The organism is Ferrimonas marina (genome assembly GCF_900129905.1).
In the GTDB taxonomy this organism is placed as follows: domain Bacteria; phylum Pseudomonadota; class Gammaproteobacteria; order Enterobacterales; family Shewanellaceae; genus Ferrimonas; species Ferrimonas marina.
Genome location: NZ_FQXG01000005.1, coordinates 398735 through 423631 on the forward strand (window position 1 = coordinate 398735; position 24897 = coordinate 423631).

Sequence of the window (24897 nt, forward strand, 5' to 3'; positions counted from 1 at the left end):
GGTGCTAGGTGCTAGGTGCTAGGTGCTAGGTGCTAGGTGCTAGGTAGGCATCGTGAACCCAAAGAAAGCGTATTTCCTAATAAAGAATTGAGCTTCACGAGGGCTCTGATTGATAACAAATGATTGCGCCCCGCCAGCACTTCGCCGACTTGGAGGCGCCCGAGTGAAGCCCAGCAAGGCTAGGGAGAGGGCCAGGATGGCCCGAAAGGCCAGCGGAGGCATGGGTGAAAACTGCAGGTTTGAACGCGTAGGCAGGGATGCCGAAGCCGGGCTTTGATGCGAAGCAGGGACTGCGCAGCAACAAAGTCGACTCTGGCCGAGACCTAAGCTGTGCTTGGCGAGAACGAGTTTGAGCGCCGACCGGAGGCAACGGGGGTTCCAAGGGGGCGCGTAGCCCCTTTGGTTGTCGTCGCCAAAGCGACAAGAAAGTACGTTCAAGCTCACGGGTGAGCAGCAACCCCAAACAGGACAAAAGACAAAAAAGAACGCCAGCTCAATTGAGCTGGCGTTGTTGTATCAAGCAAGCGGGCCGAGGCCCCTTGCCATCAGCGACGATTAGGCCGGCTGCTGCAGGATCACCTCGCCGGCGGGCTGGGTGTACTGCTCCATCAGGTGGAAGTTCAGGTAGCGGTAAGTGTCCGCCGCCTGGGCATCGATGGTCTTGGCGTAATCCAGGTACTCCTCCACGCTGGGCAGCTTGCCCAGGATGGAGGCCACCGCCGCCAGCTCCGCCGAAGCCAGGTAGACGTTGGCACCGGTACCCAGACGGTTGGGGAAGTTACGGGTGGAGGTGGAAACCACCGACGCCCCATCAGCAACCCGAGCCTGGTTACCCATGCACAAGGAGCAGCCTGGCTGCTCGGTGCGGGCACCGACGCGGCCGTAGATGCCGTAGTAGCCTTCGTCGATCAGCTGCTGCTGGTCCATCTTGGTCGGCGGTGCCACCCACAGGCGGGTCGGCAGCGCACCCTTGTGCTTGTCCAGCAGCTTACCGGCAGCACGGAAGTGACCGATGTTGGTCATGCAGGAACCGATGAACACCTCATCGATGTCACTGCCCTGAACCTCGGACAGCAGGCGAGCGTCGTCCGGATCGTTCGGCGCACAGAGGATCGGCTCCTTGATCTGGGCCAGGTCAATCTCGATCACCTCGGTGTATTCGGCGTCGGCATCCGCTTGCATCAGCTCCGGATTGGCCAGCCAGGCCTCCATCGCCTGGATGCGGCGCTCGATGGTGCGACGGTCGCCGTAGCCACCGGAGATCATCCACTTCAGCATCACGATGTTGGACTGCAGGTACTCGGCAATGGAGTCCTCGGACAGCTTGATGGTACAGCCCGCAGCGGAGCGCTCAGCGGAGGCATCAGACAGCTCGAACGCCTGCTCAACGGTGAGGTCCTCAAGGCCCTCGATCTCCAGGACACGACCGGAGAAGATGTTCTTCTTGCCCTTCTTCTCCACGGTCAGCAGGCCCTGCTGGATGGCGTAGTAGGGGATGGCGTGGACCAGGTCACGCAGGGTGATACCCGGCTGCATCTCGCCCTTGAAGCGCACCAGCACGGATTCCGGCATGTCCAGCGGCATCACACCGGTGGCGGCGGCAAAGGCCACCAGACCGGAACCGGCGGGGAAGGAGATCCCCAGCGGGAAGCGGGTGTGGGAGTCGCCACCGGTACCGACGGTGTCCGGCAGCAGCATGCGGTTCAGCCAGGAGTGGATCACGCCGTCACCGGGACGCAGGGAGACACCGCCGCGGTTCATGATGAAGTCCGGCAGGGTGGCGTGGGTGTTCACATCTACCGGCTTGGGATAGGCGGAGGTGTGGCAGAATGACTGCATGGTCAAGTCGGCGGAGAAGCCCAGGCAGGCCAGGTCCTTCAGCTCGTCCCGGGTCATCGGGCCGGTGGTGTCCTGGGAGCCCACGGTGGTCATCTTCGGCTCGCAGTACTGGCCGGGGCGTACGCCCTCGACGCCACAGGCCTTGCCCACCATCTTCTGGGCCAGGGTGTAGCCCTTGCCGGTGTCGGCCACGTCCTGGGGACGGCGGAACACCTCGGAGGGGGCCAGCTTCAGCGCCTCGCGGGCCTTGTCGGTCAGGCCACGGCCGATGATCAGCGGGATACGGCCGCCGGCGCGGACTTCGTCCAGCAGCACGTCGGTCTTCAGTTCGAACTCGGAGATCACCTCACCGGCTTCGTTACGCACCACACCCTCGTAGGGGAATACGGTGATCACGTCACCCATGGCCATCTGGTCCACCGGCATCTCGATGGGCAGGGCGCCGGCGTCTTCCATGGTGTTGAAGAAGATCGGGGCGATCTTGCCGCCAAAGCAGAAACCACCGCCGCGCTTGTTGGGCACGCCGGGCAGGTCGTCGCCCATGAACCAGAGCACGGAGTTGGTGGCGGACTTACGGGAGGAACCGGTGCCCACGACATCGCCCACGTAGACCAGCGGGTGGCCCTTGGCGGTCAGCTGCTCGATGGTGGAGATGGGGCCGACGGTGCCGGGCTCATCCGGGGTAATGCCATCACGGGGGGATTTCAGCATCGCCAGGGCGTGCAGCGGGATGTCCGGGCGGGACCAGGCGTCCGGGGCCGGAGACAGGTCATCGGTGTTGGTCTCACCGGGCACCTTGAACACGGTCAGGGTGATGGACTCGGCCAGCGCCGGCTTGCTGGTAAACCACTCGGCGTCAGCCCAGGATTGCAGTACCTGCTGAGCGTAGCTGTTGCCACCTTGCGCCAGCTCCACCACGTCGTGGAAGGCATCAAACATCAGCAGGGTATGGGACAGTGCCTTGGCGGCCAGCGGGGCCAGCGGCTCGTGGCTCAGCAGCTTGATCAGCGGCTCGATGTTGTAGCCGCCCTGCATGGTGCCCAGCAGCTCGGTGGCACGCTCGGCGCTGATCAGCGGGCTGCTGGCTTCGCCGGTGGTGATGGCTGCCAGGAAGCTGGCCTTGACGTAGGCCGCCTCATCCACGCCCGGCGGGATGCGATTCTCCAGCAGATCGATCAGAGTCTCTTCTTCGCCGGCGGGGGGATTCTTCAGCAGTTCGACCAGCCCACTGGTTTGCTGGGCGTCTAGGGGCTTGGGCACGATGCCCTGGGCGGCACGCTCTGCGACGTGTTCACGATAGGCTTCTAACACAACTCACTTCCTTCTCTTCCTGGCAGGCTCACAACAAGCTGCACTTCCTGTGATGCAATGTGGCTACCGATGATGCCTAACAGAAAAGAAGAGGGAGAGCCGCACGGCCGCCCTGCCCCCGGCGTTGCGCCGGTGCGGGAGGATGTCGCCCCTGCAGTGATACACACCCATCTAATTCCCTGGAAAGCAGTCCCGGTGTCTTGTGACACAGACCACATCCTTCGGGGGTGTCGGCAGTATAGCGATCTTGCGCACAGTTTTAAATCAAATTACGGCCCGGCTCACTGTGAACAAAGCTTACCTTTTAGGCCCTAACGAAAAAATGGACGCCGAAGCGTCCATTTTGAATGATCGTCAGCCTTGGGCTCAGTTGCTGCCGAAGGCCACCTCGGTGGTGCTGTTCTCTTCCACTACGACATTATCGATAGCATCAAACAGGAAGAAGCTGGCCTCTTCACCGTTCATATCATCCGCCACCGGATCGTCCTTTTGCGCCACGCAGGTGTAGCCCAGGGCGTAGTCGCTGGCTACCACGAAACCAAACTCGAATTTGCCTTCCTCGTCCACCCGGGCGCTGGCGATCGGCGCGGTTTCCAAAGTGGTGTATGGGGCGTCACGGAAGTCCGCCATCTTGGCCGCATTCTCTGACCCATCCAGGGTAGCGCCGGCGCGATAGAGGTACACCGCGCTGCGGTTGTCGGCGTCATCACCGGCTTCCACCAGGCAGTCAGCGGTGATCCGAGAGTCAACGCTGCCACTGATGGTGCCCACATCGGACACGTTCTCGATGCGCACCACGTCGGTGGGCTTCAGTACCCAGTAATCCTTGTTGCCCTTGGGCGGCTGCAGCTTGGCCAGGTTGAACTCGGCCACGAAGCGGTTGTCACCCACGGCGATGGGGAACTTCTTGTTGAGGAAGATGCGCCCCTCCTCCTTTACCGCCTGATCTTCGCTGTCAGCGTTGCCGCAGCTGCCCTGGGAGTTGGAGATCAACCCCTTCATCGCTTCCTCGGCGATCACAAAGGAGGTGTCATCCGCACCGGTGGTGTCGTTCTTCATGTAGATGCACATCTGGTATTCACCCACTGGCACCTCTTGGCCAGAGACCAGGGTTTCCACCTCCTGGCCCTGATAATCCAGCAGGTTGACCTGCTTGAGCTCGCCCTCTTCGGTGACATCGAAGGTGTAGCTTTCGCTGCTGCCCTTGAGCACAACGCGATCGAAGGCGATGGTCACATTGGTGGCCAGCGCCGGGCTGTCGGAGACGCCCAGGCTGAATTGGCCGGTTTTTGCGGTATTATCGTCGTCGCTGCCGCCGCAGCCTGCGAGCGCCAGTACCAGGGCCGAACTCAGAGCCGTTTTTGCCAGATTCATCGTTGATTTCCAGAAAGGTTGTCAGTGTTTTGATGGGCCAGACTCGTGCTCGGTAGGCCGTAATTCTTGAGCGGATGCTGTATTGCTAGGGCGTCCGCCTGACGCTGAAGCTGAAGCTGATTCAGCGGGCGCAGTTTTTGACACAGAAGGCGGCAAATTGAAAGCGATTATTTTTGATATGGACGGGGTTTTGGTGGATTCCGAGCCCCTGTGGCAGCAAGCGGAGCTGGCGATCCTGCCCAAGTACGGCGTGCCCCTCACCTTCGAAGATACCTTAAAAACCCAGGGCTTGCGTATCGACCAGCTGGTCCACTACTGGCATCAGCGCTTTCCCTGGCAGGGGGCTTCCATTGAGGCGGTGGCGGATGAGCTGGTGCAGGAGGTCGCGCGGCAGATCCGACTGCAGGGCCGTGCGCTACCCGGGGTGGCCGAGGCGATGGCGGTGGTGCAGGCTTCCGGCTTGCCAGTGGCCCTGGCCACCTCTTCGCCGGGCCCCATCATCGATGCCACCCTGGAGCGGCTGCAACTGCAGCCCCATTTCCAGGCCTGCCTGTCGGCGGAGCACCTGGCCTATGGCAAGCCCCACCCCGAGGTGTACCTCAATGCGGCGGCGGCTATCGATGTTGCGCCGGAGCGCTGCCTGGCGATCGAGGACTCCTTCAACGGCATCCTGGCCGCCAAAGCGGCGCGGATGCAGGTGCTGGCGATCCCGGACGATCACCATCGCGATGACCCGCGCTTTGTTATTGCCGACCACCGGATGGACAGCCTGAAGCAACTGACCGCCCCCTGGCTGCAGCAGTGGCAGCAGGCGGTGGACGCCCAGTAACGCGCTACTGGGCGGCTTCTTCGGTATTGTGGGATAGCTGGGTGACGGCCGGCTCCAGCAATGGCGGACTCAGCCGCTCCCGCAGCCAGTTACAGCACGCCTCGCTACCCATCGGCCGGGCAAAGTGGAAGCCCTGCACCAGGTGACAGCCCTGCCCCTTGAGGAAACTGACCTGGTCTGGGGTTTCCACCCCTTCCGCCAGCACCGTCAGTTCCAGGTTGCGACCCAGGTCTAGGATCGACTGAGCAATGGCGGTCTGGGTTCGGTTGTCCGGCAGGTCATGGACAAAGGAGCGGTCGATCTTAAGCTGGTCCACCGCGAACTGACTGAGGTAGGCCAGGCTGGAGTAGCCGGTGCCAAAGTCGTCGATCGCCACCTTGACCCCCAATCTTCTCAGTGCCTGCAGATGGCGCTTGGCCAGCGGTACCTGGCGCATCAGCACCCGCTCGGTGATCTCCAGGCACAGTCGCGAAGGATGCAGGCCGCAGCGCTCCAGTACCTGGGTGACGTACTCAACGAAGTCGGACTCGCGGAAGTGGGTGGGGGAGACGTTCACCGACAACACCAGTCGGTCGTCCATGCCCCAGCGGGAGAACTCCTCACAGGCCCGTTTCAGTGCCCAGCGATCCAGCTTGGTGACAAAGCCGTTGGCCTCCGCCAGCTCGACAAACTGGGCCGGGTCCATGTCGCCGGCCTGAGGATCGTAACAGCGCAGCAGCGCTTCCACCCCAACCGGACGCTCCAGTAGCAGGTCCCATTGGGGCTGATAGTGCAGCCTGAGGCGGTCCCCCTCCAGCGCCTGGCGTAGCACCTTGTCCAGCGCCAGCTGATAGGTGGCCTGGGCATTGCGCTGGCTGGAGTAGAAACACAGCTGACCGCGACCGGCGTCCTTGGCCTGGTACATCGCCAGATCGGCGTTCTTGATCAGGTTCTCTGCCTGCTGGGCATCCTGCGGCCAGCAGGCGATCCCCACACTGGTGGAGAGATAGAACACCTGTCCCTCCACCTCGAATGGCTCGGCAATGGTGGTCAGGAAGGCGTTGGCCAAGGCTTCCAGCTGAGCCCGCTGCTCTACCTGGGGCACCAGCACCATGAACTCATCGCCACCGAAGCGGCACAGCAGTTCGGAGCCACTGAGCTCCTCCTGCAGGCGGCGGGCCGCCTCCACCAGCAGGGCATCGCCGGTGGAGTGGCCATAGGTGTCGTTGATGTGCTTGAAGCGGTCGAGATCCAGGAACATCAGGCCCGCTTCCGCCCCCAGCAGTTCGTTCTGCTCCAGCACCTGCTCCAGCTGCAGGTTGAAGTGGCTGCGGTTGAGCAGGCCGGTCAGGGCGTCGTAGTTGGCCATGCGGGCCATCGCCAGCTCGGTGCGCTTGCGCTCGGAGATGTCGGAGAACAGCAGGATCCAGCGCTGCTCGCCCTCCTCGCCCATGGTATTTAGGGTCAGGCTGACCGGCAGCGGCGCGCCGTGCTGGGGCAGCAGGGTGACCTCACCGCGCCAGGACTCGCCCTGCTGCAGCAAGCGCGATAGCGGCGTGTCCTGCTCCCGCAGCCAGTAATGGCTGAAGTTGGCACCACTGAGCAGGGATTTCTCCGTACCCAGGATAGCGGCGGCGGCGCTGTTGCAGACGTGGATATTGCAGTGGCGGTCGAGGATCAGTGCCCCCTCGGCGGCGTGATCAAATGCCAGGGCATAGAGCGAGTGCTCCTCCTCCATCCGCCGGGACTCGGTGATGTCGGTGTAGATCCCGGTCATAGACAGGGCCCGCTGGCTGCGGGGGTCACGCTGCTGGGCCTGGCCGGTCACCCACAGCCAGCGCCAGTGTCCCTGGTGGTCCGCCTGGCGATACTTGATCTCGTAGCGCTCGGTCTGGCCCAGCACGTGGGCCTGCCAGGTCTGGTGCACCCGCAAGCGATCATCCGGATGCAGCCGCAGGGTGAGGATATCCATCTCGATGGGCTCGCCCTTGGCACTGAACAGACGGCGGCGATCCTGCAGTCGAATCCGGTTGCTGCTGGCGTCCCACTCCCAGGTGTCGGAGCCGCCGGCGCTCAGTGCCAGCTGCAGCTTTTTCTGGTTGCCCACCAGTTGGTACAGATCCCGTCGGCTGCGCTGCAATCGGCGGGAACGCACCCACAACAGCACCAGCAGGAACAACGGCAGGGCCGCGGCGGCGCCCAGGCGTATCTCATGGCGCTGCCACCAGTAGGGGGCGATGGTGAACTGCAGCCGGCTGGGCATGGCGTACCAACCACCCTGGCGAATGCCAAACAGCTCCAGCTCGTAATCGCCATAGGGCAGCTGGCCGAAGATCAGCTGGCCGTGCTGGCTCTGCTCATGCAGCTCGCCCTGCTCGCCATTGTGGTTGAGGCGATAGCGGAACATCTTGCTGCTGCGATCCAGCAGCCGGTTGTTGGCAAACTGGATGCGGATCTGGTGATAGTGCGGCTCGATCACCGTGGGGCGTACCTCGGGCCGCAGCAACAGCTGACGCTGGCCATCCTGGTACTGGATCTGCAGCGATTCGATCAGCGGTCGCTCGCCCTGCTCCTGGGAGGCAAAGTAATCTGGGTCCACCACCACCATGCCGCGCACACTGCCCATCATCAGGCCCTGCTCAGGGCTGTAGAAGTAGGCGCCCTCGTTGTAGCCGGTCATCTCCAGGCCATCGTACTGGTCCAGGCCGATCACCTCGTCCCGGGCCGGATCGATGCGGTAGAGGTACTTGTTGCAGGCCAGGAATACCCGGTTGTCGATCATCTGGGTGAAGTTGGGGTTGTCGCACTGGATCCCCCAGGTGTCGCCAATGGGGGTCAGCTCCTGCCAACGGCCATCGTATTGCCACAGACCGCGGCCAAAGGAGCCGAACCAGACCCGGTTATGGGGCAGCGGCTGGATGGTGCTAACGAAGTGGGAGCGTTGCCCCTCCGGCAGCAGCGCCAGCAGCGAGGTGTAGCTTCCGTCGGCGTCGCTAAAGCCCCAGACATTGTCGCCAGCCAGCCAGAGGCGGTTGTTGTCATCCCGAACCAGGTTGCGCACGCCAATCAGCGGCTCGCCATCCACCTCGAACGGCTCAATCAGGTTGCGTTCGGGCGACCAGTGCAGCAGGTAGAGATCGGTCAGGATCCAGAAATCGTCCCCGTCCGGCAGCAGGTTGAGGACCTGGCGCTGGCGCAAGGCGATGTCCTCCTCCGGGTCAAAGCGCGCAGCCTGACGGCTATGGCGGTCGATCTGGTACAGGCCGCTGGAGGTGGCGACCATCAGGATATCGTCATCCAATGGCTGCAGCGCGAAGGCGTCGCCCACCGGTCCCAGGCCCGGCAGCTCAATCATCTGGTATTCGCCGCTGGCGCGATCAAACCACTGCACCCCGCCGGGGCTGGCCAGGTAGCGCTGGCTGCCATCGGCAAAGATGTGCCATACCGTGGCGCTGGTCATCTGCGGGTAGCGCTGCTGATCGTACAGCTCGGTGACCAGGCCGGAGTTGGCGCGCACACCAAGCAACCCCTGGAAGTCACTCATCAGCCACAGCTGCTGACGCGAATCCAGGGTCATGCGATAGCTCATCTCGGTACGGAAGTCGTTACTCCAGGGCGTGGTCACCTGGTGTGGCTCCGATTCCGTTACCGGCCAGTACCACAAGCCCCCTTTGCCCAACAGCCAGAGATCGCCATCCGGCTCCTGGGCCAGGTCCCACAACCGGCCGGTCAGGATCGGCTCAGGGGACACCCGTTTGCGGTTCAGATCCAGTCGGTACAGGCCATGACTGCTGGCCAGCAAGGCCTCGTTGGGACTGATCTCCAGCAGCGAGCGCAACTCGCCGCGGCTGGCGGGCCAATGATCCTGCTCCAGTACCACCCCGTCGGCGCTGAGCTGCCACAGCTGGTTGCGTCCCAACACCCAAAGGGTGCCATCGCTTTGCTGCCAGACATCACGCCAGCGCTCATCGGCGGGCAGTTGCGCCAGTTGGCGCAGCTCGGTCAGGCTGTCGTTGAGCTCAAACAACACCCCTTCGCCGGTGACGAACCATACCTGGCCCCGCTTATTGCGGAAGAAGCTGCGAGTATAGAGCGCGGAGGGAAGTTGCGGCAGTGAGTGGTGCAGGTAATCGAAGCGGTGCTCGGCGATGTCCAGCACCACCAGACCCTGCATGGTAGAGAGCAGCAGGCGCTGATCACTCAGTGGTTGGATGGCATAGAACACCGGGTCTTCGGTGAGCAGGTCCTTGCCCAGGCGGTCGACCCGGCGGATCACCCGGTCACTGATACGAAACAGGCCATCCTCGGTGCCGACCCACAACAGGCCGTCGCCATCCTCGACCACGTCGAGAACGGTTCCATTGGATAAGCCTTGATCTACCCCGAAATGGCGAAAGACGTCTGCCTGGGCTGCTGTCGCCAAACACAGCGACAGCCAAAGAATGATGCGAGCCACCACGATCCTTGTTGGTTTATTGCTCAGGGTAAGGTACGGCATTTGAGTAGGATTTTCACCTCCCAATGGCCGTATCGCGCAGACAACCCGGGCTGGGTCACAGCGACAAAAAAAGCGGCCCGAGGGCCGCCTTTCAACGCCAGAAGATCACTTCTTCTTCTTGGCCTTGGGGTTGGGCAGATCGGTGATGCTGCCCTCGTATACCTCGGCCGCCAGACCCACGGACTCGTGCAGGGTCGGGTGGGCGTGGATGGTCAGTGCCAAATCTTCGGCATCACAGCCCATCTCGATGGCCAGGCCAATCTCGCCCAGCAGCTCGCCGCCGTTGGTGCCAACAATGGCGCCACCGATCACGCGGTTGCTGTCCTTGTCGAAGATCAGCTTGGTCATGCCGTCGCTGCAATCGGAGGCGATGGCACGGCCACTGGCTGCCCAGGGGAAGGTGGCGGTTTCGTAGTTGATGCCCTGCGCCTTGGCTTCCTTCTCGGTCAGGCCAACCCAGGCCACTTCCGGATCGGTGTAGGCGATGGAGGGGATCACCTTGGGATCGAAGTAGTGCTTCTTACCGGCAATCACTTCCGCCGCCACGTGGCCTTCATGCACACCTTTGTGCGCCAGCATCGGCTGACCAACGATGTCGCCGATGGCGTAGATGTGCGGCACGTTGGTGCGCATCTGCTTGTCAACGTTGATAAAGCCACGCTCATCCACGTTCACACCGGCGTTTTCCGCCGCCAGCAGCTTGCCGTTCGGCGCACGACCGATGGCCACCAGCACCGCGTCGTAACGCTGCGGCTCAGACGGGGCCTTCTTGCCTTCCATGGAGACGTAGATGCCATCGTCCTTGGCTTCGACCGCGGTCACCTTGGTTTCCAGCATGTACTTGAACTTCTTGCCGGTACGGCGGGTGAAGGGCTTCACCACGTCCTTATCGGCGGCCGGGATGACCTGGTCGAGCATCTCCACCACTTCCACCTGGCTGCCCAGGGAGTGGTAAACGGTGCCCATCTCCAGACCGATGATGCCGCCACCCATGATCAGCAGGCGCTCCGGCACGTTGCGCAGCTCCAGCGCATCGGTGGAGTCCCAGATCCGCGGATCTTCATGAGGAATAAAGGGCAGCTCGATCGGGCGGGAGCCCGCGGCGATGATGGCGTTGTCGAACTTCACGGTGGTGACCTTGCCGTCATCACCGGTGACGTCGATGCTGTTGGCGCCGGTGAACTGGCCCTTGCCGTTGACCACCTTGACCTTACGCATCTTGGCCATGCCCCCGAGGCCGCCGGTCAGCTGACCAATCACGCCCTCTTTGTAGCTGCGGATCTTGTCCAGATCGATTTCCGGCTTGCCGAAGCTGATGCCGTGGGAAGAGACCATCTGCGCCTCTTCGATCACCTTGGCCATGTGCAGCAGGGCCTTGGAGGGGATACAACCGACATTGAGACACACACCGCCCAGGGTGCTGTAGCGTTCAATGATGACGGTCTCGAGGCCCAAGTCCGCGGCACGGAAAGCGGCGGAGTAACCTGCAGGGCCGGCGCCGAGTACAACAACCTGGGTCTTGATCTCGTTGCTCATGATATTCCTCTGATTATTCTGTAGTCCTTTTGGGGGCAACGGCATTGTACTGCCCCCGGAGTCGGAACAGAAGGCGGATCACAAAGAACCCCCTTCACGTGACACACACCCTGTTCATCCAAGCTGACAACCGGCCGCGAGGGCCGGTTGCAGCGGGGTATTACAGGGTCAACTTGCGGATATCGCTGAGGTAACCCGCCAGGGTTGAGCTGAAGCGGGCACCGTCGGCACCGTCGATCACCCGGTGGTCGTAGGACAGCGACAGCGGCAGGGTCAGACGCGGCACGAACTCCTTACCGTTCCATACCGGCTTCATCTCCGATTTGGAGACCCCGAGGATGGCCACTTCCGGCGCATTAACGATGGGGGTAAAGGCAGTACCGCCGATGCCACCCAGGCTGGAGATGGTGAAGCAGCCGCCCTGCATATCACCGGCGGTCAGCTTGCCACCGCGGGCCTTCTTGGAGATCGCCATCAGCTCCTGGGACAGCTCGTAGATCCCCTTCTTATTGACGTCGCGCACCACGGGTACCACCAGGCCGTTGGGGGTATCCACCGCCACACCGACATTGATGTACTTCTTGAGGATGACGCTCTGGCCGTCTTCGGACAGGGAGCTGTTGAACTGGGGCAAGTCCGCCAGGGTCTTAGCCACCGCCTTGAGGATGAACACCAGCGGGGTGATCTTGAAGCCCAGCTCCTGCTTGGCCACCACGGCGTTTTGCTCCTTGCGGAACGCCTCCAGCTCGGTGATGTCCGCCTCGTCAAACTGGGTGACGTGGGGGATCATCGCCCAGTTGCGGGCCAGGTTGGCGCCGGAGATCTTCTTGATCTTTGACAGCGGCTTCTCTTCCACCTCGCCAAACTTGGCGAAGTCCACCTTGGGCCAGGGGATCAGATCCAGGCCACCACCATTGCCCGCCGGGGCTGAAGCCACCTTGCCGGACTGCACCTGAGCCAGGGCCGCCTTAACGTAAGCTTCCACGTCCTCTTTGAGGATCCGGCGCTTGCGACCGGTACCGGTCACCCGGGACAGGTCAACACCCAGCTCACGCGCCATGCGGCGGATCACCGGGGTGGCGTAGGCGTAGGCACTGTTTTCGATAAAGCCGGTGCCCGGTTCAGTATGTGCCACCTGATCGGAGGCCACCGGGGCCGGGTGCGGCATCTTGCCCTTGGGCTCATCCGCCGGAGCGGGGGCCACCGGAGCCGGTGCAGGGGCTGCACCAGCCACCTCGAACTCCATGATCAGGCTGCCGGTGGAGACCTTGTCACCCACGGCAATGGTGATGGCCTTCACCGTGCCGGCGAACGGCGCTGGCACCTCCATGGAGGCCTTGTCGCCCTCCACGGTGATCAGGGATTGCTCCTCCTCGATGCTGTCGCCCACGGCCACCAGCACCTCGGTCACTTCCACCTCGTCACCACCAATATCCGGCACCGCAACGCTTTGTACGCTGGTGCTGGCCGGGGCCGCCGGTGCAGCAGCGGCAGCCGGAGCGGCCTCGACTGGGGCCGCGCCGCCCACTTCGAACTCCATGATCAGGCTGCCTGTGTTGACCTTATCGCCCACCGAGATGGTGATGGATTTCACCGTGCCGGCGAAGGGGGCCGGGACCTCCATGGAGGCCTTGTCGCCCTCCACGGTGATCAGGGATTGCTCCTCCTCGATCTGGTCACCCACCGCCACCAGGATCTCGGTCACCTCCACCTCGTCGCCACCGATGTCCGGCACCGCAACGGATTTCACCTCGGAGGCTGCTGCCGGGGCCGCGGCGGCCGGAGCCGGTGCCGCTGCTGCGGCAGGCTCGGCTGCGCCTTCGGCTTCAAACTCCATGATCAGGGAGCCAGTCACGACCTTGTCGCCCACCGCTACCTTGATCGCCTTGACCACACCGGCCTGGCTGGCCGGCACCTCCATGGAGGCCTTATCGCCCTCCACGGTGATCAGGGATTGTTCCTCTTCGATCCGGTCGCCCACGGCCACCAGGATCTCGGTCACTTCAACTTCGTCAGCACCAATATCGGGTACGTTGATTTCAATAGACATGGTCAGGCAATCCCTTAAGCGTAAAGCGGGTTAACTTTGTCAGCGTCGATGCCGTACTTGGCGATGGCGTCGGCCACCACACTCTTGTCCAGCTCGCCACGGTTGGCCAGTTCGTTCAGGGCGGCGACCACCACGTAGTGGGCATTCACCTCGAAGTGGCGACGCAGGTTGGCACGGCTGTCGGAGCGGCCAAAGCCGTCGGTGCCCAGCACCTTGTAGCTGTCCGCCGGGATGAAGGCCCGCACCTGCTCGGCGTAGTTCTTCATGTAATCGGTGGCGGCGATGGTGGGGGCGTCGCCCAGCACCTCGGTGATGTAAGGGGTACGCGCCGCCTCGGTGGGGTGCAGCATGTTCCAGCGCTCCACGTCCTGACCGTCGCGGGTCAGCTCGTTGAAGGAGGTCACGGAGAACACGTCAGAGCCGATGCCGTACTCTTCGGACAGGATCTGGGCCGCTTCGCGCACCTGCATCATGATGGTGCCGGAGGACAGCAGCTGGACCTGGGCTTTATCACCCTGGTAGGACTCCAGCTTGTAGATCCCCTTGCGGATCCCCTCCTCGGCGCCTTCCGGCATGGCCGGCTGGGCGTAGTTCTCGTTCATCAGGGTCAGGTAGTAGAACACGTTCTCCTGCTCCGGCCCGTACATGCGCTGGATACCGTCTTGCATGATCACCGCCACCTCGTAGGCAAAGGTGGGATCGTAGCTGATGCAGTTCGGCACGGTGTTGGCCAGCACCAGGCTGTGACCATCTTCGTGCTGCAGACCTTCACCATTGAGGGTGGTACGACCGGCAGTGGCACCGAGCAGGAAGCCACGGGCCTGTTGGTCGCCCGCCATCCAGGCCATGTCGCCCACACGCTGGAAGCCGAACATGGAGTAGTAGATGTAGAAGGGGATCATCGGCAGATCGTTGGTGCTGTAGCTGGTCGCCGCGGCCACCCAGGAGCTCATCGCCCCCAGCTCGTTGATCCCTTCCTGCAATACCTGACCGGAGGTGGACTCCTTGTAGTAGGAGACGACGTCACGATCCTGCGGGGTGTAGTGCTGACCCTTGGGGTTGTAGATGCCGATCTGGCGGAACAGCCCTTCCATACCAAAGGTACGCGCCTCATCGGCGATGATCGGCACGATATTCTTGCCGATGCCCTTGTCCTTGAGCAGCAGGTTCAAGGCACGGACAAAGCCCATGGTGGTGGAGATGTCGCGCTTCTGGGCGTCCAGCAGGCCCTGGAAGCTGTCCAGTTTGGGCAGCTCCAGCGGCTGGGTAAAGTTGGGCAGACGCTGCGGGGTGTAGCCGTGCAGGGCCTCGCGGCGGCCGTGCAGGTAACGGTGCTCCGGCGAGCCCTGTTCCAGCTTGAGGTAGGGCAGCTCGGCCACCTGCTCGTCGGTCACCAGGTCCTGCAGGCCCAGACGGTCACGCAGGTGGACTACGTGGGTCATGTCCATCTTCTTGACCTGGTGGGCGATGTTCTTGCCCTCGGCGGCTTCGCCCATGCCGTAGCCTTTCACGGTCTTGGCCAGGATCACGGTGGGCTTGCCCTTGGTGGTCTTGGCGTTCATGTAGGCGGCGTAGAGCTTGGAGGAGGAGTGGCCACCGCGCTGCAGGGCGAAGATCTCCTCGTCGGTCATGTCCGCCACCAGGGCAGCGGTTTCCGGGTAGCGACCGAAGAAGTGCTCACGCACGTAGGCGCCGTTCTTGGCCTTGTAGGTCTGGTAGTCGCCGTCCACGGTTTCGTTCATCAGCTGCAGCAGCTTACCGGTGGTGTCCTTGGCCAGCAGCTTGTCCCAGCCGTTGCCCCAGATCACCTTGACCACGTTCCAGCCGGCACCTTTAAACAGGCCTTCCAGCTCCTGGATGATCTTGCCGTTACCCATTACCGGGCCGTCCAGGCGCTGCAGGTTACAGTTGATCAGGAAGCAGAGGTTATCCAGGCCTTCACGGGCAGCGAAGGAGATGGCACCACGGGATTCCGGCTCATCCATCTCACCGTCACCCAGGTAGGCGTAGACGCGCTGCTCCTTGGTGTCCTTCAGGCCACGGCCATCCAGGTACTTGAGGAAACGAGCCTGGTAGATGGCGCTGATCGGGCCCAGGCCCATGGACACGGTGGGGAACTGCCAGAAGTTCGGCATCAGCTTGGGGTGGGGGTAGGAGGAGATCCCCTCGCCATCCACCTCCTGGCGGAAGTTGTCCAGCTGCTCTTCGCTCAGGCGGCCTTCGATAAAGGCACGTGCGTAGATGCCGGGGGAGATGTGGCCCTGGTAGTAGACCAGATCGCCGCCGTCTTTCTCATTGGGGGCACGGAACAGGTGGTTGAAGCCGACTTCGTAGAAGGCCGCAGCAGACTGGTAGGATGCCATGTGGCCGCCCAGGTCCAGGTTCTTCTTGGAGGCGCGCAGCACGATCATGATGGCGTTCCAGCGGATGATGCTACGGATGCGGCGCTCGATGCTCATGTCACCCGGGTAAGCGGGCTCATCGGCAGGGGCGATGGTGTTGATGTAGTTGGTGTTAATCCCGGTAGGAAGATCAACGCCGTCGAGGCGGGCTTTGTGGATCATCTGTTCCAGCAGGAATTGGGCCCGTTCTACCCCATCTTCCTGCATCACGGCACTGAGTGCCTCTAGCCATTCCTGGGTTTCTTGTTTATCGACATCGTGATGAATGGTGTCTGACATGAGCTATGCCCTTAGGTTTCCACGCCGCCTCGATAGCGACTAATTGTGAGTGGAGCGCCCCTATATGAGGTCGTTCCGCATTCTTCGCAAACTGCGTTGCTGGCGGCTGTCTTCGCGACGCACCTCCAGCGTGACTTCTTCGATGTAGGCCAGGTGGTCGTTGGAGGCTTGGCGTGCCTTCTCCGGCTCGCGCTTGAGAATGGCCTCCACCAGCGCTTCCCGGTGGGTATTTGCCACCTCGGAAGACCCCTCCCGGCGGTACAACAGTTCCAGGTTTTCCGCGATGTTCCGACGCAGCAACGGCGCCAGACTCAACACCAGGTGCAGCATGGCCACGTTGTGAGATGCCTCCGCCACCGAGCCGTAGAAATCGACGATGGCCTTGGACTCCTCTTCGTGGTTGCCCTGCACCTCCTTGATGATCTGTACCTTGCGTCGCATCGATGCGTGATCGGCATCGGTGCCCCGCAGCGCGGCGTAGTAAGCCATCATCCCCTCGGTGGCATGACGGAACTCCAACAGGTCGTATTGCGACTCTGGGTTGTTGGCGAGCAGTTCCACCAGCGGGTCAGACAGGCTGTTCCACAGCTGTTGCTTAACGTAGGTACCGCCTCCCTGGCGGCGGGTCAGCACCCCTTTTGCCTCCAGCTTCTGGATCGCCTCCCGCAAAGAGGGGCGCGATACCTCAAACTGAACGGCCAACTCCCGCTCCGGCGGCAGTTTCTGGCCCGGCTTCAAGCTGCCTTCCAGCACCATCTTTTCCAATTCTTTGACGATGACGTCGGACAGCTTCGGCTGATTAATTCTGCGGTAGGCCATAAAGCGTTTTATTCCAAAGGTTAATGAAACGTGAAATTGGTATGACCATTGAAACCTGCGACGAAATGTAGCAGACCTCACACAACCAAATCAATACTTTTGAGCCCCATCACAAAACCGCTTTAGGGTGTGATGGTCAACATTGCATGATTATGGCAGGCAAATGACTAGATGGTCAGACCAATGCAATAGGGAGAGTAAGTTGGGGCTGCAGCTTTACTGCAGCACACCAAAGATGGTGAGCAGGGAGACCACCACCAGCAACAGGATCAGGTTACGCTTGGCCAGCTGCAGCAGGGCGAAGGTGGACTGCACACTGACGGGATCGTCGGAGTGCTCCGGCAGGTCTTCCGCCGCCAGCGCCACCTCGGTGATCAGGGTACGGGCTGGCGCAAAGGGATCCAACAGTCGCGGCAACAGCTGACCCATCGCTCGGCTGAAGTGACCGGACAGGGCAAAACCCAGCGCCACGATCCGCGCCGGCAACCAGTCCAGCAGGTGCATCAGGGTGGGCACCAGCGGCCGCTTCAGCTCCTGCTGACAAAAGTGATCGTGGTAGGCCCGCACGGTGCTGTAGAACAGCGCCGCCGCCGGCCCCAGGGCGACAAAGTAGAGTGCCACCGCGGCGTAATAGCGGTAGTTGATCCAGGCCGCCAGCTGGCCCATGTGCTCACCCATCTCACTTTCCGAGGCGCCGGCCTCGTCACCGGTCTCATCCAGTTGCTGGGCATGGTGATAACAGCTTTGGGTATCGCCGCGGCAGGCGGCATTAAGGTACTCGCGGAAGCGGTCACGCAGCGGCTGGTGGGCAAACAGCACCAGGCCGGTGCCGATCCACAGCAGCAGATGGAGCAAGCCAAACAGGCGCCCCTCGAGGAAACCCGCCAGCAGGTGCAGCAGTACCGCAGGCAGCAACAGGGTCAGCAGCATCTGCGGCAGCTGATCCAGCTTGTCATCGTCAAAGCTGGCCTGACGGTAGCGCTCAAACAGGGTTTCGAATTGCAGCTTGGGGCTAAGCACCTTGGCGCGTTCCAGCAACAGCACCAACAGCAGAGAAAACAGGGCCATATCAATCGTCCAATAATCGGTAGAAGTCGTCCCAGTCAAACGCCGGGCCCGGATCGGTCTTGCGACCCGGGGCGATATCACTGTGCCCCGCAATGCGGGAGCGAGTCAGCATAGGATACTGTTCCATCAGGGATTTAGTCACCCCGGCAAGGGCCTGATACTGCGCATTTTCATAGGGGATGTGATCGCCCCCTTCCAACTCGATACCGATAGAGAAATCGTTACACCCACTGCGGCCCTCAAACTCACTGACCCCGGCATGCCAGGCGCGGCGGTCAAAGGGCACATATTGCACCATCGAACCGTCCCGTCGGATCAGCAGATGGGCTGAGACCTCCAGCCCCACCACCTCCTCCAGCCCGGGAAGCTGCGGCTGCACGCAACCCAGAAACAGCTGATGGATAAAGGGCGCGCCAAACAGACCGGCTGGCAGGGTGATGTTGTGGACCACCAGCAGGCTGACTTGCTCTCCCTCCGGGCGCGGCCCCTGGTGCGGCGAGAAGCAGTGATGGGCGGCTAACAGGTAGCGGCCCTGGGGGTCGAGCGCATAGCTATTGGTGGGATCGGCCCCGGGTTTCTCCGGCAAGCCGTGGCCAGTAATCATGGTAATTCCTTCAACCCTCGCAAATAATGAAGCTAATCCCTCACCATAACAGTGATGCCATGAGTCCGACATCTCCGCAGACGCAGCGATTAGGCAAAGTGATGTTTGTGTTGGCCTGGATTGCCCTCGCCTGCCTGCTCTACCTCTACTTCGACCAGAAGCTGGCTACCCGACACAACCCCAACCAGCGGGTGCAGAGCCAGATGGTGGGCAGCGTCAGTGAGGTGCAGCTGCTGCGCAACCGCCAGGGTCACTATGTCACCAGCGCCCAAATTAACGGCCACGACGTGGTGATGCTGGTGGATACCGGCGCCACCGAGATCTCCATCCCCGAGCACGTCGCCAGCCGATTGGGGCTTCAGCCCGGTCGCCGTTTTCCCGTTAACACCGCCAACGGCAGCATCGATGTGTTCCAGACCCGCATCGAGACCCTCTCCATCGGCGTGCTAACCCTGTATGATCTCTCCGCCAATATTAATCCCGGTCTGGACGACAACACCATCTTATTGGGAATGAATGCCCTTAAAGATCTGGAGCTTATCCAGCGTGGGGACACTTTGACATTACGGAAGTACTGATGCTCGAGAACGACATCCGATTGGCGGTGAGCGCCGCCCTGCAAGAAGACCTGGGGGGCCTGGGGCCCACCGAAGGCGACATCACCGCTCAGCTGATCCCCGCCGACCGGGCCGCCGAGGCCACCATCATCACCCGCGAGGAAGGCGTGTTTTGCGGCAAGGCCTGGGCTGAGCAGACCTTCAACCAGCTCGGAGGCGAGGTGGCGTTGCACTGGCACGTGGACGACGGCGACCTGGTGGTGCCGGGTCAGCTGCTGTGCGAACTGGACGGCCCGGCCCGCGCGCTGCTCACCGGCGAGCGCACCGTGCTCAACTTTATCCAGACCCTGTCCGGCGTGGCCACCACGGTGCAGCACTATGTTGCCCGCCTGGAAGGTACCCAGTGCCGCCTGCTGGATACTCGCAAGACCTTGCCGGGTCTACGCACCGCCCAGAAGTACGCCGTCACCTGCGGCGGCGGCCATAACCACCGCATCGGCCTGTACGACGCCTTCCTGATCAAGGAAAACCACATCGCCGCCTGCGGCGGCATCGTTCAAGCCATTGAGTCTGCCCGCCAATTGCGCCCGGATGCACCGGTAGAAGTGGAGGTGGAGAACCTGGTGGAGCTGGCCCTGGCGCTGGAAGCAGGCAGCGACATCGTGATGTTGGACAACTTCGACATCACCATGATGCTGGATGCGGTGAAGCTGCGTAACGAAGGCGGCCACAAGGCCAAGCTGGAGGTATCCGGTGATGTGACCCTGGATACCATCGGCGATTTCGCCAAAACCGGGGTGGACTACGTATCCGTAGGCGCCCTAACCAAGCATGTACGCGCCATGGACCTCTCGATGCGCTTCAAAGGCTAAGCGCAGGTGCTAGGTGCTAGGTGCTAGGTGCTAGGTGCTAGGTGCTAGTAGGGAAGTAATCCTTAAATCACCCAAAAGTACGACCACCCTAGCCAAAAAATGCATCCGACACCGAATGAAATAACAAAATGCAAATAGTCAATCCCCCTGATGGGGGATTTTTTGTTCGTTTATTATTTTCTAAGGATCGGGAATAAATTGGAACACTTGCCCAGCCAGAGCCTCCAAACTAAGAACGATCCGGAGACTGAATTACTAAAAGCCAGGATCTGATCGCAACTTTCCCGGTTCTCACCTGCCTAGTTGTTACCATTGCGTTATAAAAAACAGTTGAATACACTCGTTTTTGTACCTCTCAAGTGTGTTGCATCCATGCAAATTTGAGAGGCAGCGTGACGTCACCAGGCAAGCTTCAGCACGGTTTGGTCGGACGCTTCAACCAACTTGAGACACGGATATCCATTCTGGACGGAGATGATGATGAAACGGACTCAACAAAAGGGCTTTACCCTGATCGAGCTGATGATTGTGGTTGCAATCGTCGGTATCTTGGCCGCGGTTGCACTTCCTGCATATTCTAACTACACCAAGAAATCCAACTTTACTCATTTGGTTGCCGCAACAAGCGGCGCAAAGACCGCTGTAGAAGTATGTTCGCAGTCGTTTCCTGGCACCGGGAACACCAACTGTGTAGCAAATTCAAATGGCGTTCCCAATACAGTCACTGCTGGTACCACCGGCAATGACACAATTGGGCTTGCGGTTAACTTTTCTAGCACTACTGCTGTGACGGTTACTTCAACCGCTCCTGCAGATGGCATTGGTTCCTTGGCGTCAGGGCACACCTATGTCTTGACTGGTACGGTAAATGCCACTACCGGTGCGATAACTTGGGTCGGGGCCTGTAAAAACGGCGCCAACACCGTTACTGATTACTGTCCGTGACATTAAGGAACGGCGGGTCATTTAGACCCGCCGTTTCGCCTTTAATGACAAGGCAATGTATTAATGCAGTTAAACCATGACATATTTGGTCATCCAAGCTTTGATGTCGGCTGGCTACTTCCAGAGTACTTTGAGGACAATAAAAAAAGTAGAGACCTCATCGAGCGACACCATTGCCTGCCATTATCAATCAGAAGCAACCGATTAGTCCTCGCGATTTCAGATCCCAATGACCTTACTGCTCTCGAAGAGTTCCAGTTTAACTCTGGACTTCATGTAGACCCAATTCTCGTTGACCAATCCGAGCTAGATCGTGTTATTGAGAAACTGCTGGGTGACGAGATAGAGCAGTTAGACATCACTGAAGAGGATGAACAGCGCCTGGCCGGCGTAGAGACCAGCGAAAGTGAGCGTCCCACCGACGATGCAGTGGTAAACGGTGCGGACGATGCACCCGTGGTTGTCTTTATCAATAAGCTGATGACCGAGGCTATTCGCCGCGGCGCCTCGGATCTGCACTTCGAGCCCTATGAAACCACCTATCGGGTACGCTTCCGCATCGACGGTATCCTGCAAAGTATAAAAACCGCCCCGGTGGGTTTGGGCCCCCGCCTGGCCGCCCGCATCAAGGTAATGGCCAAGCTCAATATTGCTGAGCGCCGCTTGCCCCAGGATGGCCGCATTAAGCTACGGCTGGGCAACAAAAAATCCGTCGATTTTCGTGTATCGGTGCTGCCTACCCTGTTTGGTGAGAAGGTGGTGATGCGGATCCTCGACTCCTCCGCCGCCAGCCTCAATATCGACGTTTTGGGCTACAACGACCGTCAAAAACAGCTCTACCTCGATACCCTACACAAACCCCAGGGCATGATCCTGGTCACCGGCCCTACCGGCTCCGGCAAAACCGTCAGCCTCTATACCGGCCTTTCCATCCTCAACACCGAGGAGCGAAACATCTCCACGGCGGAAGACCCGGTGGAGATCAACCTACCGGGCATTAACCAGGTGCAGATCCACCCCAAGGCGGGCCTCTCCTTTGCCGAGGCGCTGCGCTCCTTCCTACGACAAGACCCGGACATCGTGATGGTGGGGGAGATCCGTGATCTAGAGACTGCTGAGATCGCGGTCAAGGCAGCACAAACCGGCCATATGGTGCTCAGTACCCTGCACACCAACTCCTCACCGGAAACCCTGACTCGACTACTCAACATGGGTGTACCCGCCTACAACATCGCCAGCTCAGTCAGCCTCATCATCGCTCAACGCCTGGCCCGTAAGCTCTGTCCCCAATGCAAGGAGTTGGAGCAGGTACCCCGACACGCATTGGAGGAGGAGGGCTTTACTTCCGAAATGCTGGCTGAGCCCTTCCCTATCTACAGACCTAAGGGCTGCGACAACTGCAACGGCGGCTACAAGGGACGAGTAGGAATCTACGAGCTACTCCAAATGACGCCAGAGATGGCAACTCAAATTATGGCCGGGGGCAGCGCCCTCGACCTGGCCGCCCAGGCCAAGGCGGATGGCATGCAAACCCTGCGCGAATCCGGCCTCGAGAAGGTGATGCTAGGGGTCACCTCCCTGGCGGAGGTTAACCGGGTTACCAAACACTAGGTACTTGATACCAAGAGCCTGGTGCTCGCCGCTCGCTGCTAGAAAACGGGCGAGCGCAGGCTCGAACGAAAACGCAACAATCATGAACCAAGGATGGAGCCATGGCCACTGCCACCAAATCGCGGCCAAAAAAGGCCAAGGACAGCGTTACTGAGTTTACCTGGTCCGGTAAAAACAAGCAGGGTAAACCGATCAAGGGTGAGCTTCGCGGCAGCTCCGCCCTTGAGGTGAAGGCTCAGTTGCGCAAGCAGGGAGTACAACCCCTCAGGGTCGCCAAGAAACCCAAGCCTCTGTTTCAGCGCCAGGCCAAGATCACCCCCGCCGATATCGCGGTGATCACACGACAGCTAGCCACCATGCTTTCGGCAGGGGTGCCCGTGGTCACCGCCATGGAGATGGTAGCGAGAGGCCACGAAAAGCCGACTATGCGGATCCTACTGCAAACCATCCTGGCGGAGATCCAATCTGGCACTCCTGTATCCCAAGCCCTGCGACCCCATCGCCGATACTTTGACGACCTTTACTGCGATCTGATCGCCGCTGGTGAACAATCTGGCACCCTGGACAAGGTGTACGACCGGGTGGCCACCTATAAAGAAAAGGCCGAGGCGCTCAAGTCGAAGATTAAGAAAGCGATGTTCTATCCTGCCGCGGTAGTCACCGTGGCCATCGGCGTTACCTTGATCCTGCTGCTGTTCGTTGTGCCCCAATTCGAATCAATCTTCAGTGATTTTGGCGCCGAGCTGCCCTTCTTTACTCAACTGGTCATTGGTCTCTCCCGTTTTCTCCAGTCCAGTTGGTATTACTTTTTTGGCATCATCGTCGTTTTGATCTGGGCTTTCGTGCGCACCCATCGCAACTCCGCCAAGTTCCGTAACCGGGTTGATGCAGGCGTGCTGAAGCTCCCCGCCATTGGCCCCATCCTGCACAAAGCTGCTATCGCCAAGTTCTCCCGTACCTTGGCCACCACCTTCGCCGCCGGTGTGCCCTTGGTGGAAGGGCTGTATGCCTCCGCTGGCGCCTCCGGCAACGCCGTCTACCGCGATGCCGTGTTTAAGGTGAAAGAGGAGGTGATCGCCGGTTTGCAGATGAACGTGGCGATGCGCACCGTGCCGGTATTCCCCGACATGGTGATCCAGATGGTAATGATCGGCGAGGAATCCGGCTCGCTGGATGACATGCTCAACAAGGTTGCCAACATCTACGAGATGGAGGTGGACGATGCAGTAGATGGCCTATCCACCCTGATCGAGCCGATGCTGATGGTGGTACTTGGAGTGCTAGTTGGTGGGCTAGTCATTGCTATGTACCTGCCCATCTTCCAATTGGGTAACGTTGTCGGATAGGATCGTCGGGAAGATCTTTCTATAGGCGACTGTTATGGCCTGGTGGCTTGAATCCTTTACCCTCTATCCGGCGCTGTTTTTTAGCTGCGTGTTCTTGGTCAGCCTGCTGCTGGGCAGCTTTCTCAATGTGGTGATCCACCGCCTGCCCATCATGATGGAGCGGGAGTGGAAGCTGGAGTGCGCGGAAGCCCTGGAGCTGAGCGGTGACCAGGCCACCCTGAAAACCGGCACGCTAAATAACGGCAACTTCAATGATGGCTATCCAGCGCAGTACAACCTGGTGGTACCCGGCAGTGCCTGCCCCCACTGTGGCACCGCCATCCCCGCCTGGCGCAATATTCCCCTGATAAGCTACCTGGCCCAGAAGGGCCGCTGCCACCAGTGCGCCGAGCCTATCTCTGTGCGCTACCCCCTGGTTGAACTCGCCACCGCACTGCTCTGTACCCTGGTGGCCTGGCAACTGGGGCCGACACCGCAGTTCCTGGCCGCCTGGCTACTGACCCTGTCCCTGGTGGCCCTGTCCGCTATCGACTTGGACAAGATGCTGTTGCCGGATCAGATCACCCTGCCCCTCCTTTGGCTGGGCTTGCTACTGAATATCGACGGTCTGTTCGCCAGCCTCAGCGACGCCGTGTTGGGTGCCGCTGTCGGCTACCTGTCGCTGTGGAGCGTGTTCCAGGGCTTTAAGCTGCTCACCGGCAAGGAGGGGATGGGCTACGGTGACTTCAAGCTGTTGGCCCTGTTCGGTGCCTGGTTTGGCTGGCAGGCGATCCTACCCATCATCTTGTTGGCTTCCGTTGGCGGTGCCGTGGTGGGGATTACACTGATGGCCACCGGCAAGCTGGCCCAGGGCAAACCCATGCCCTTCGGCCCCTGGATCGCCCTGGGAGGCTTCATCTACCTGTTGTGGGGCCCACAGCTGGTGAGCTGGTACCTGAGTGCTGCCCTAGGCGCTTAAGCGCCTCAGCCAATCAACAA

Annotated in this window: 15 protein-coding genes and 1 pseudogene; 7 read left to right on the top strand and 9 right to left on the bottom strand. The window is 60.8% G+C overall.

Annotated elements, in window-relative coordinates; translation table 11 throughout:
* Positions 1 to 555: 555 nt before the first annotated feature.
* Both acnB and BUC04_RS14205 read right to left on the bottom strand, forming a co-directional pair.
* Positions 556 to 3150, bottom strand: a complete 2595-nt coding sequence (gene acnB, locus BUC04_RS14200; RefSeq protein WP_067661647.1) for a bifunctional aconitate hydratase 2/2-methylisocitrate dehydratase — start codon at positions 3148 to 3150, stop codon at positions 556 to 558.
* A 366-nt stretch (positions 3151 to 3516) separates the two neighbouring features.
* A complete protein-coding gene (locus BUC04_RS14205; protein WP_067661645.1) occupies positions 3517 to 4524 on the bottom strand; it encodes a DUF4382 domain-containing protein in 1008 nt (335 codons plus the stop codon).
* 157 nt (positions 4525 to 4681) lie between these two features.
* On the opposite strand from BUC04_RS14205, the gene hxpB reads away from it, so the two are divergent.
* Complete coding sequence (gene hxpB / locus BUC04_RS14210) at positions 4682 to 5353, top strand: hexitol phosphatase HxpB (RefSeq protein ID WP_268762535.1); 672 nt, start codon at positions 4682 to 4684, stop codon at positions 5351 to 5353.
* A gap of 4 nt (positions 5354 to 5357) precedes the next feature.
* Here hxpB and BUC04_RS14215 read toward each other — a convergent pair whose 3' ends face one another.
* The 7 genes from BUC04_RS14215 to ampD form a co-directional block, all read right to left on the bottom strand.
* Complete coding sequence (locus BUC04_RS14215) at positions 5358 to 9788, bottom strand: EAL domain-containing protein (RefSeq protein ID WP_159437698.1); 4431 nt, start codon at positions 9786 to 9788, stop codon at positions 5358 to 5360.
* Between the two features lie 147 nt (positions 9789 to 9935).
* The gene (gene lpdA, locus BUC04_RS14220; RefSeq protein ID WP_067661639.1) at positions 9936 to 11366 is read right to left on the bottom strand and encodes a dihydrolipoyl dehydrogenase; all 1431 of its coding nucleotides are present in this window, start codon (positions 11364 to 11366) and stop codon (positions 9936 to 9938) included.
* A gap of 160 nt (positions 11367 to 11526) precedes the next feature.
* Positions 11527 to 13416, bottom strand: a complete 1890-nt coding sequence (gene aceF, locus BUC04_RS14225; RefSeq protein WP_067661637.1) for a pyruvate dehydrogenase complex dihydrolipoyllysine-residue acetyltransferase — start codon at positions 13414 to 13416, stop codon at positions 11527 to 11529.
* 14 nt (positions 13417 to 13430) lie between these two features.
* Positions 13431 to 16097, bottom strand: coding sequence for a pyruvate dehydrogenase (acetyl-transferring), homodimeric type (gene aceE, locus BUC04_RS14230; protein WP_067661635.1), 2667 nt, complete (start codon positions 16095 to 16097; stop codon positions 13431 to 13433).
* A 60-nt stretch (positions 16098 to 16157) separates the two neighbouring features.
* Positions 16158 to 16916 (bottom strand): pyruvate dehydrogenase complex transcriptional repressor PdhR, encoded by a 759-nt coding sequence (pdhR, locus tag BUC04_RS14235; protein ID WP_067661633.1) that lies wholly within the window; start codon positions 16914 to 16916, stop codon positions 16158 to 16160.
* Between the two features lie 216 nt (positions 16917 to 17132).
* Positions 17133 to 17984: a beta-lactamase regulator AmpE gene (ampE, locus tag BUC04_RS14240; RefSeq protein ID WP_067661631.1), complete on the bottom strand. Its 852-nt coding sequence runs from the start codon at positions 17982 to 17984 to the stop codon at positions 17133 to 17135.
* A gap of 1 nt (position 17985) precedes the next feature.
* Complete coding sequence (gene ampD, locus BUC04_RS14245; protein ID WP_082766718.1) at positions 17986 to 18588, bottom strand: 1,6-anhydro-N-acetylmuramyl-L-alanine amidase AmpD; 603 nt, start codon at positions 18586 to 18588, stop codon at positions 17986 to 17988.
* Between the two features lie 101 nt (positions 18589 to 18689).
* Here ampD and BUC04_RS14250 point away from each other — a divergent pair, with 101 nt between their 5' ends.
* From BUC04_RS14250 to BUC04_RS14275, 6 genes and pseudogenes are all read left to right on the top strand, one after another.
* Positions 18690 to 19166 (top strand): retropepsin-like aspartic protease family protein, encoded by a 477-nt coding sequence (locus BUC04_RS14250; protein ID WP_234977423.1) that lies wholly within the window; start codon positions 18690 to 18692, stop codon positions 19164 to 19166.
* Complete coding sequence (gene nadC / locus BUC04_RS14255) at positions 19166 to 20017, top strand: carboxylating nicotinate-nucleotide diphosphorylase (protein ID WP_067661627.1); 852 nt, start codon at positions 19166 to 19168, stop codon at positions 20015 to 20017. The genes BUC04_RS14250 and nadC overlap by 1 nt, the downstream gene beginning before the upstream one ends.
* A gap of 480 nt (positions 20018 to 20497) precedes the next feature.
* On the top strand, positions 20498 to 20962 hold the full coding sequence (locus BUC04_RS14260; protein ID WP_073325961.1) for a pilin: 465 nt from the start codon (positions 20498 to 20500) through the stop codon (positions 20960 to 20962).
* Between the two features lie 60 nt (positions 20963 to 21022).
* Positions 21023 to 22573 (top strand): annotated as a pseudogene (pilB, locus tag BUC04_RS14265) (type IV-A pilus assembly ATPase PilB); the annotation flags it as partial.
* A gap of 101 nt (positions 22574 to 22674) precedes the next feature.
* Complete coding sequence (locus tag BUC04_RS14270) at positions 22675 to 23919, top strand: type II secretion system F family protein (RefSeq protein ID WP_067661623.1); 1245 nt, start codon at positions 22675 to 22677, stop codon at positions 23917 to 23919.
* Between the two features lie 34 nt (positions 23920 to 23953).
* Positions 23954 to 24877: a prepilin peptidase gene (locus BUC04_RS14275; protein WP_067661621.1), complete on the top strand. Its 924-nt coding sequence runs from the start codon at positions 23954 to 23956 to the stop codon at positions 24875 to 24877.
* Positions 24878 to 24897: the final 20 nt, after the last annotated feature.

Coding starts and splice junctions, on each gene's coding strand:
- ampE (WP_067661631.1), bottom strand. CDS start 17,984: ATGGCCCTGTTTTCTCTGCTGTTGGTGCTGTTGCTGGAACGCGCCAAG.
- BUC04_RS14205 (WP_067661645.1), bottom strand. CDS start 4,524: ATGAATCTGGCAAAAACGGCTCTGAGTTCGGCCCTGGTACTGGCGCTC.
- lpdA (WP_067661639.1), bottom strand. CDS start 11,366: ATGAGCAACGAGATCAAGACCCAGGTTGTTGTACTCGGCGCCGGCCCT.
- BUC04_RS14275 (WP_067661621.1), top strand. CDS start 23,954: ATGGCCTGGTGGCTTGAATCCTTTACCCTCTATCCGGCGCTGTTTTTT.
- ampD (WP_082766718.1), bottom strand. CDS start 18,588: ATGATTACTGGCCACGGCTTGCCGGAGAAACCCGGGGCCGATCCCACC.
- aceE (WP_067661635.1), bottom strand. CDS start 16,097: ATGTCAGACACCATTCATCACGATGTCGATAAACAAGAAACCCAGGAA.
- pdhR (WP_067661633.1), bottom strand. CDS start 16,916: ATGGCCTACCGCAGAATTAATCAGCCGAAGCTGTCCGACGTCATCGTC.
- BUC04_RS14270 (WP_067661623.1), top strand. CDS start 22,675: ATGGCCACTGCCACCAAATCGCGGCCAAAAAAGGCCAAGGACAGCGTT.
- nadC (WP_067661627.1), top strand. CDS start 19,166: ATGCTCGAGAACGACATCCGATTGGCGGTGAGCGCCGCCCTGCAAGAA.
- BUC04_RS14250 (WP_234977423.1), top strand. CDS start 18,690: ATGTTTGTGTTGGCCTGGATTGCCCTCGCCTGCCTGCTCTACCTCTAC.
- aceF (WP_067661637.1), bottom strand. CDS start 13,416: ATGTCTATTGAAATCAACGTACCCGATATTGGTGCTGACGAAGTTGAA.
- BUC04_RS14260 (WP_073325961.1), top strand. CDS start 20,498: ATGAAACGGACTCAACAAAAGGGCTTTACCCTGATCGAGCTGATGATT.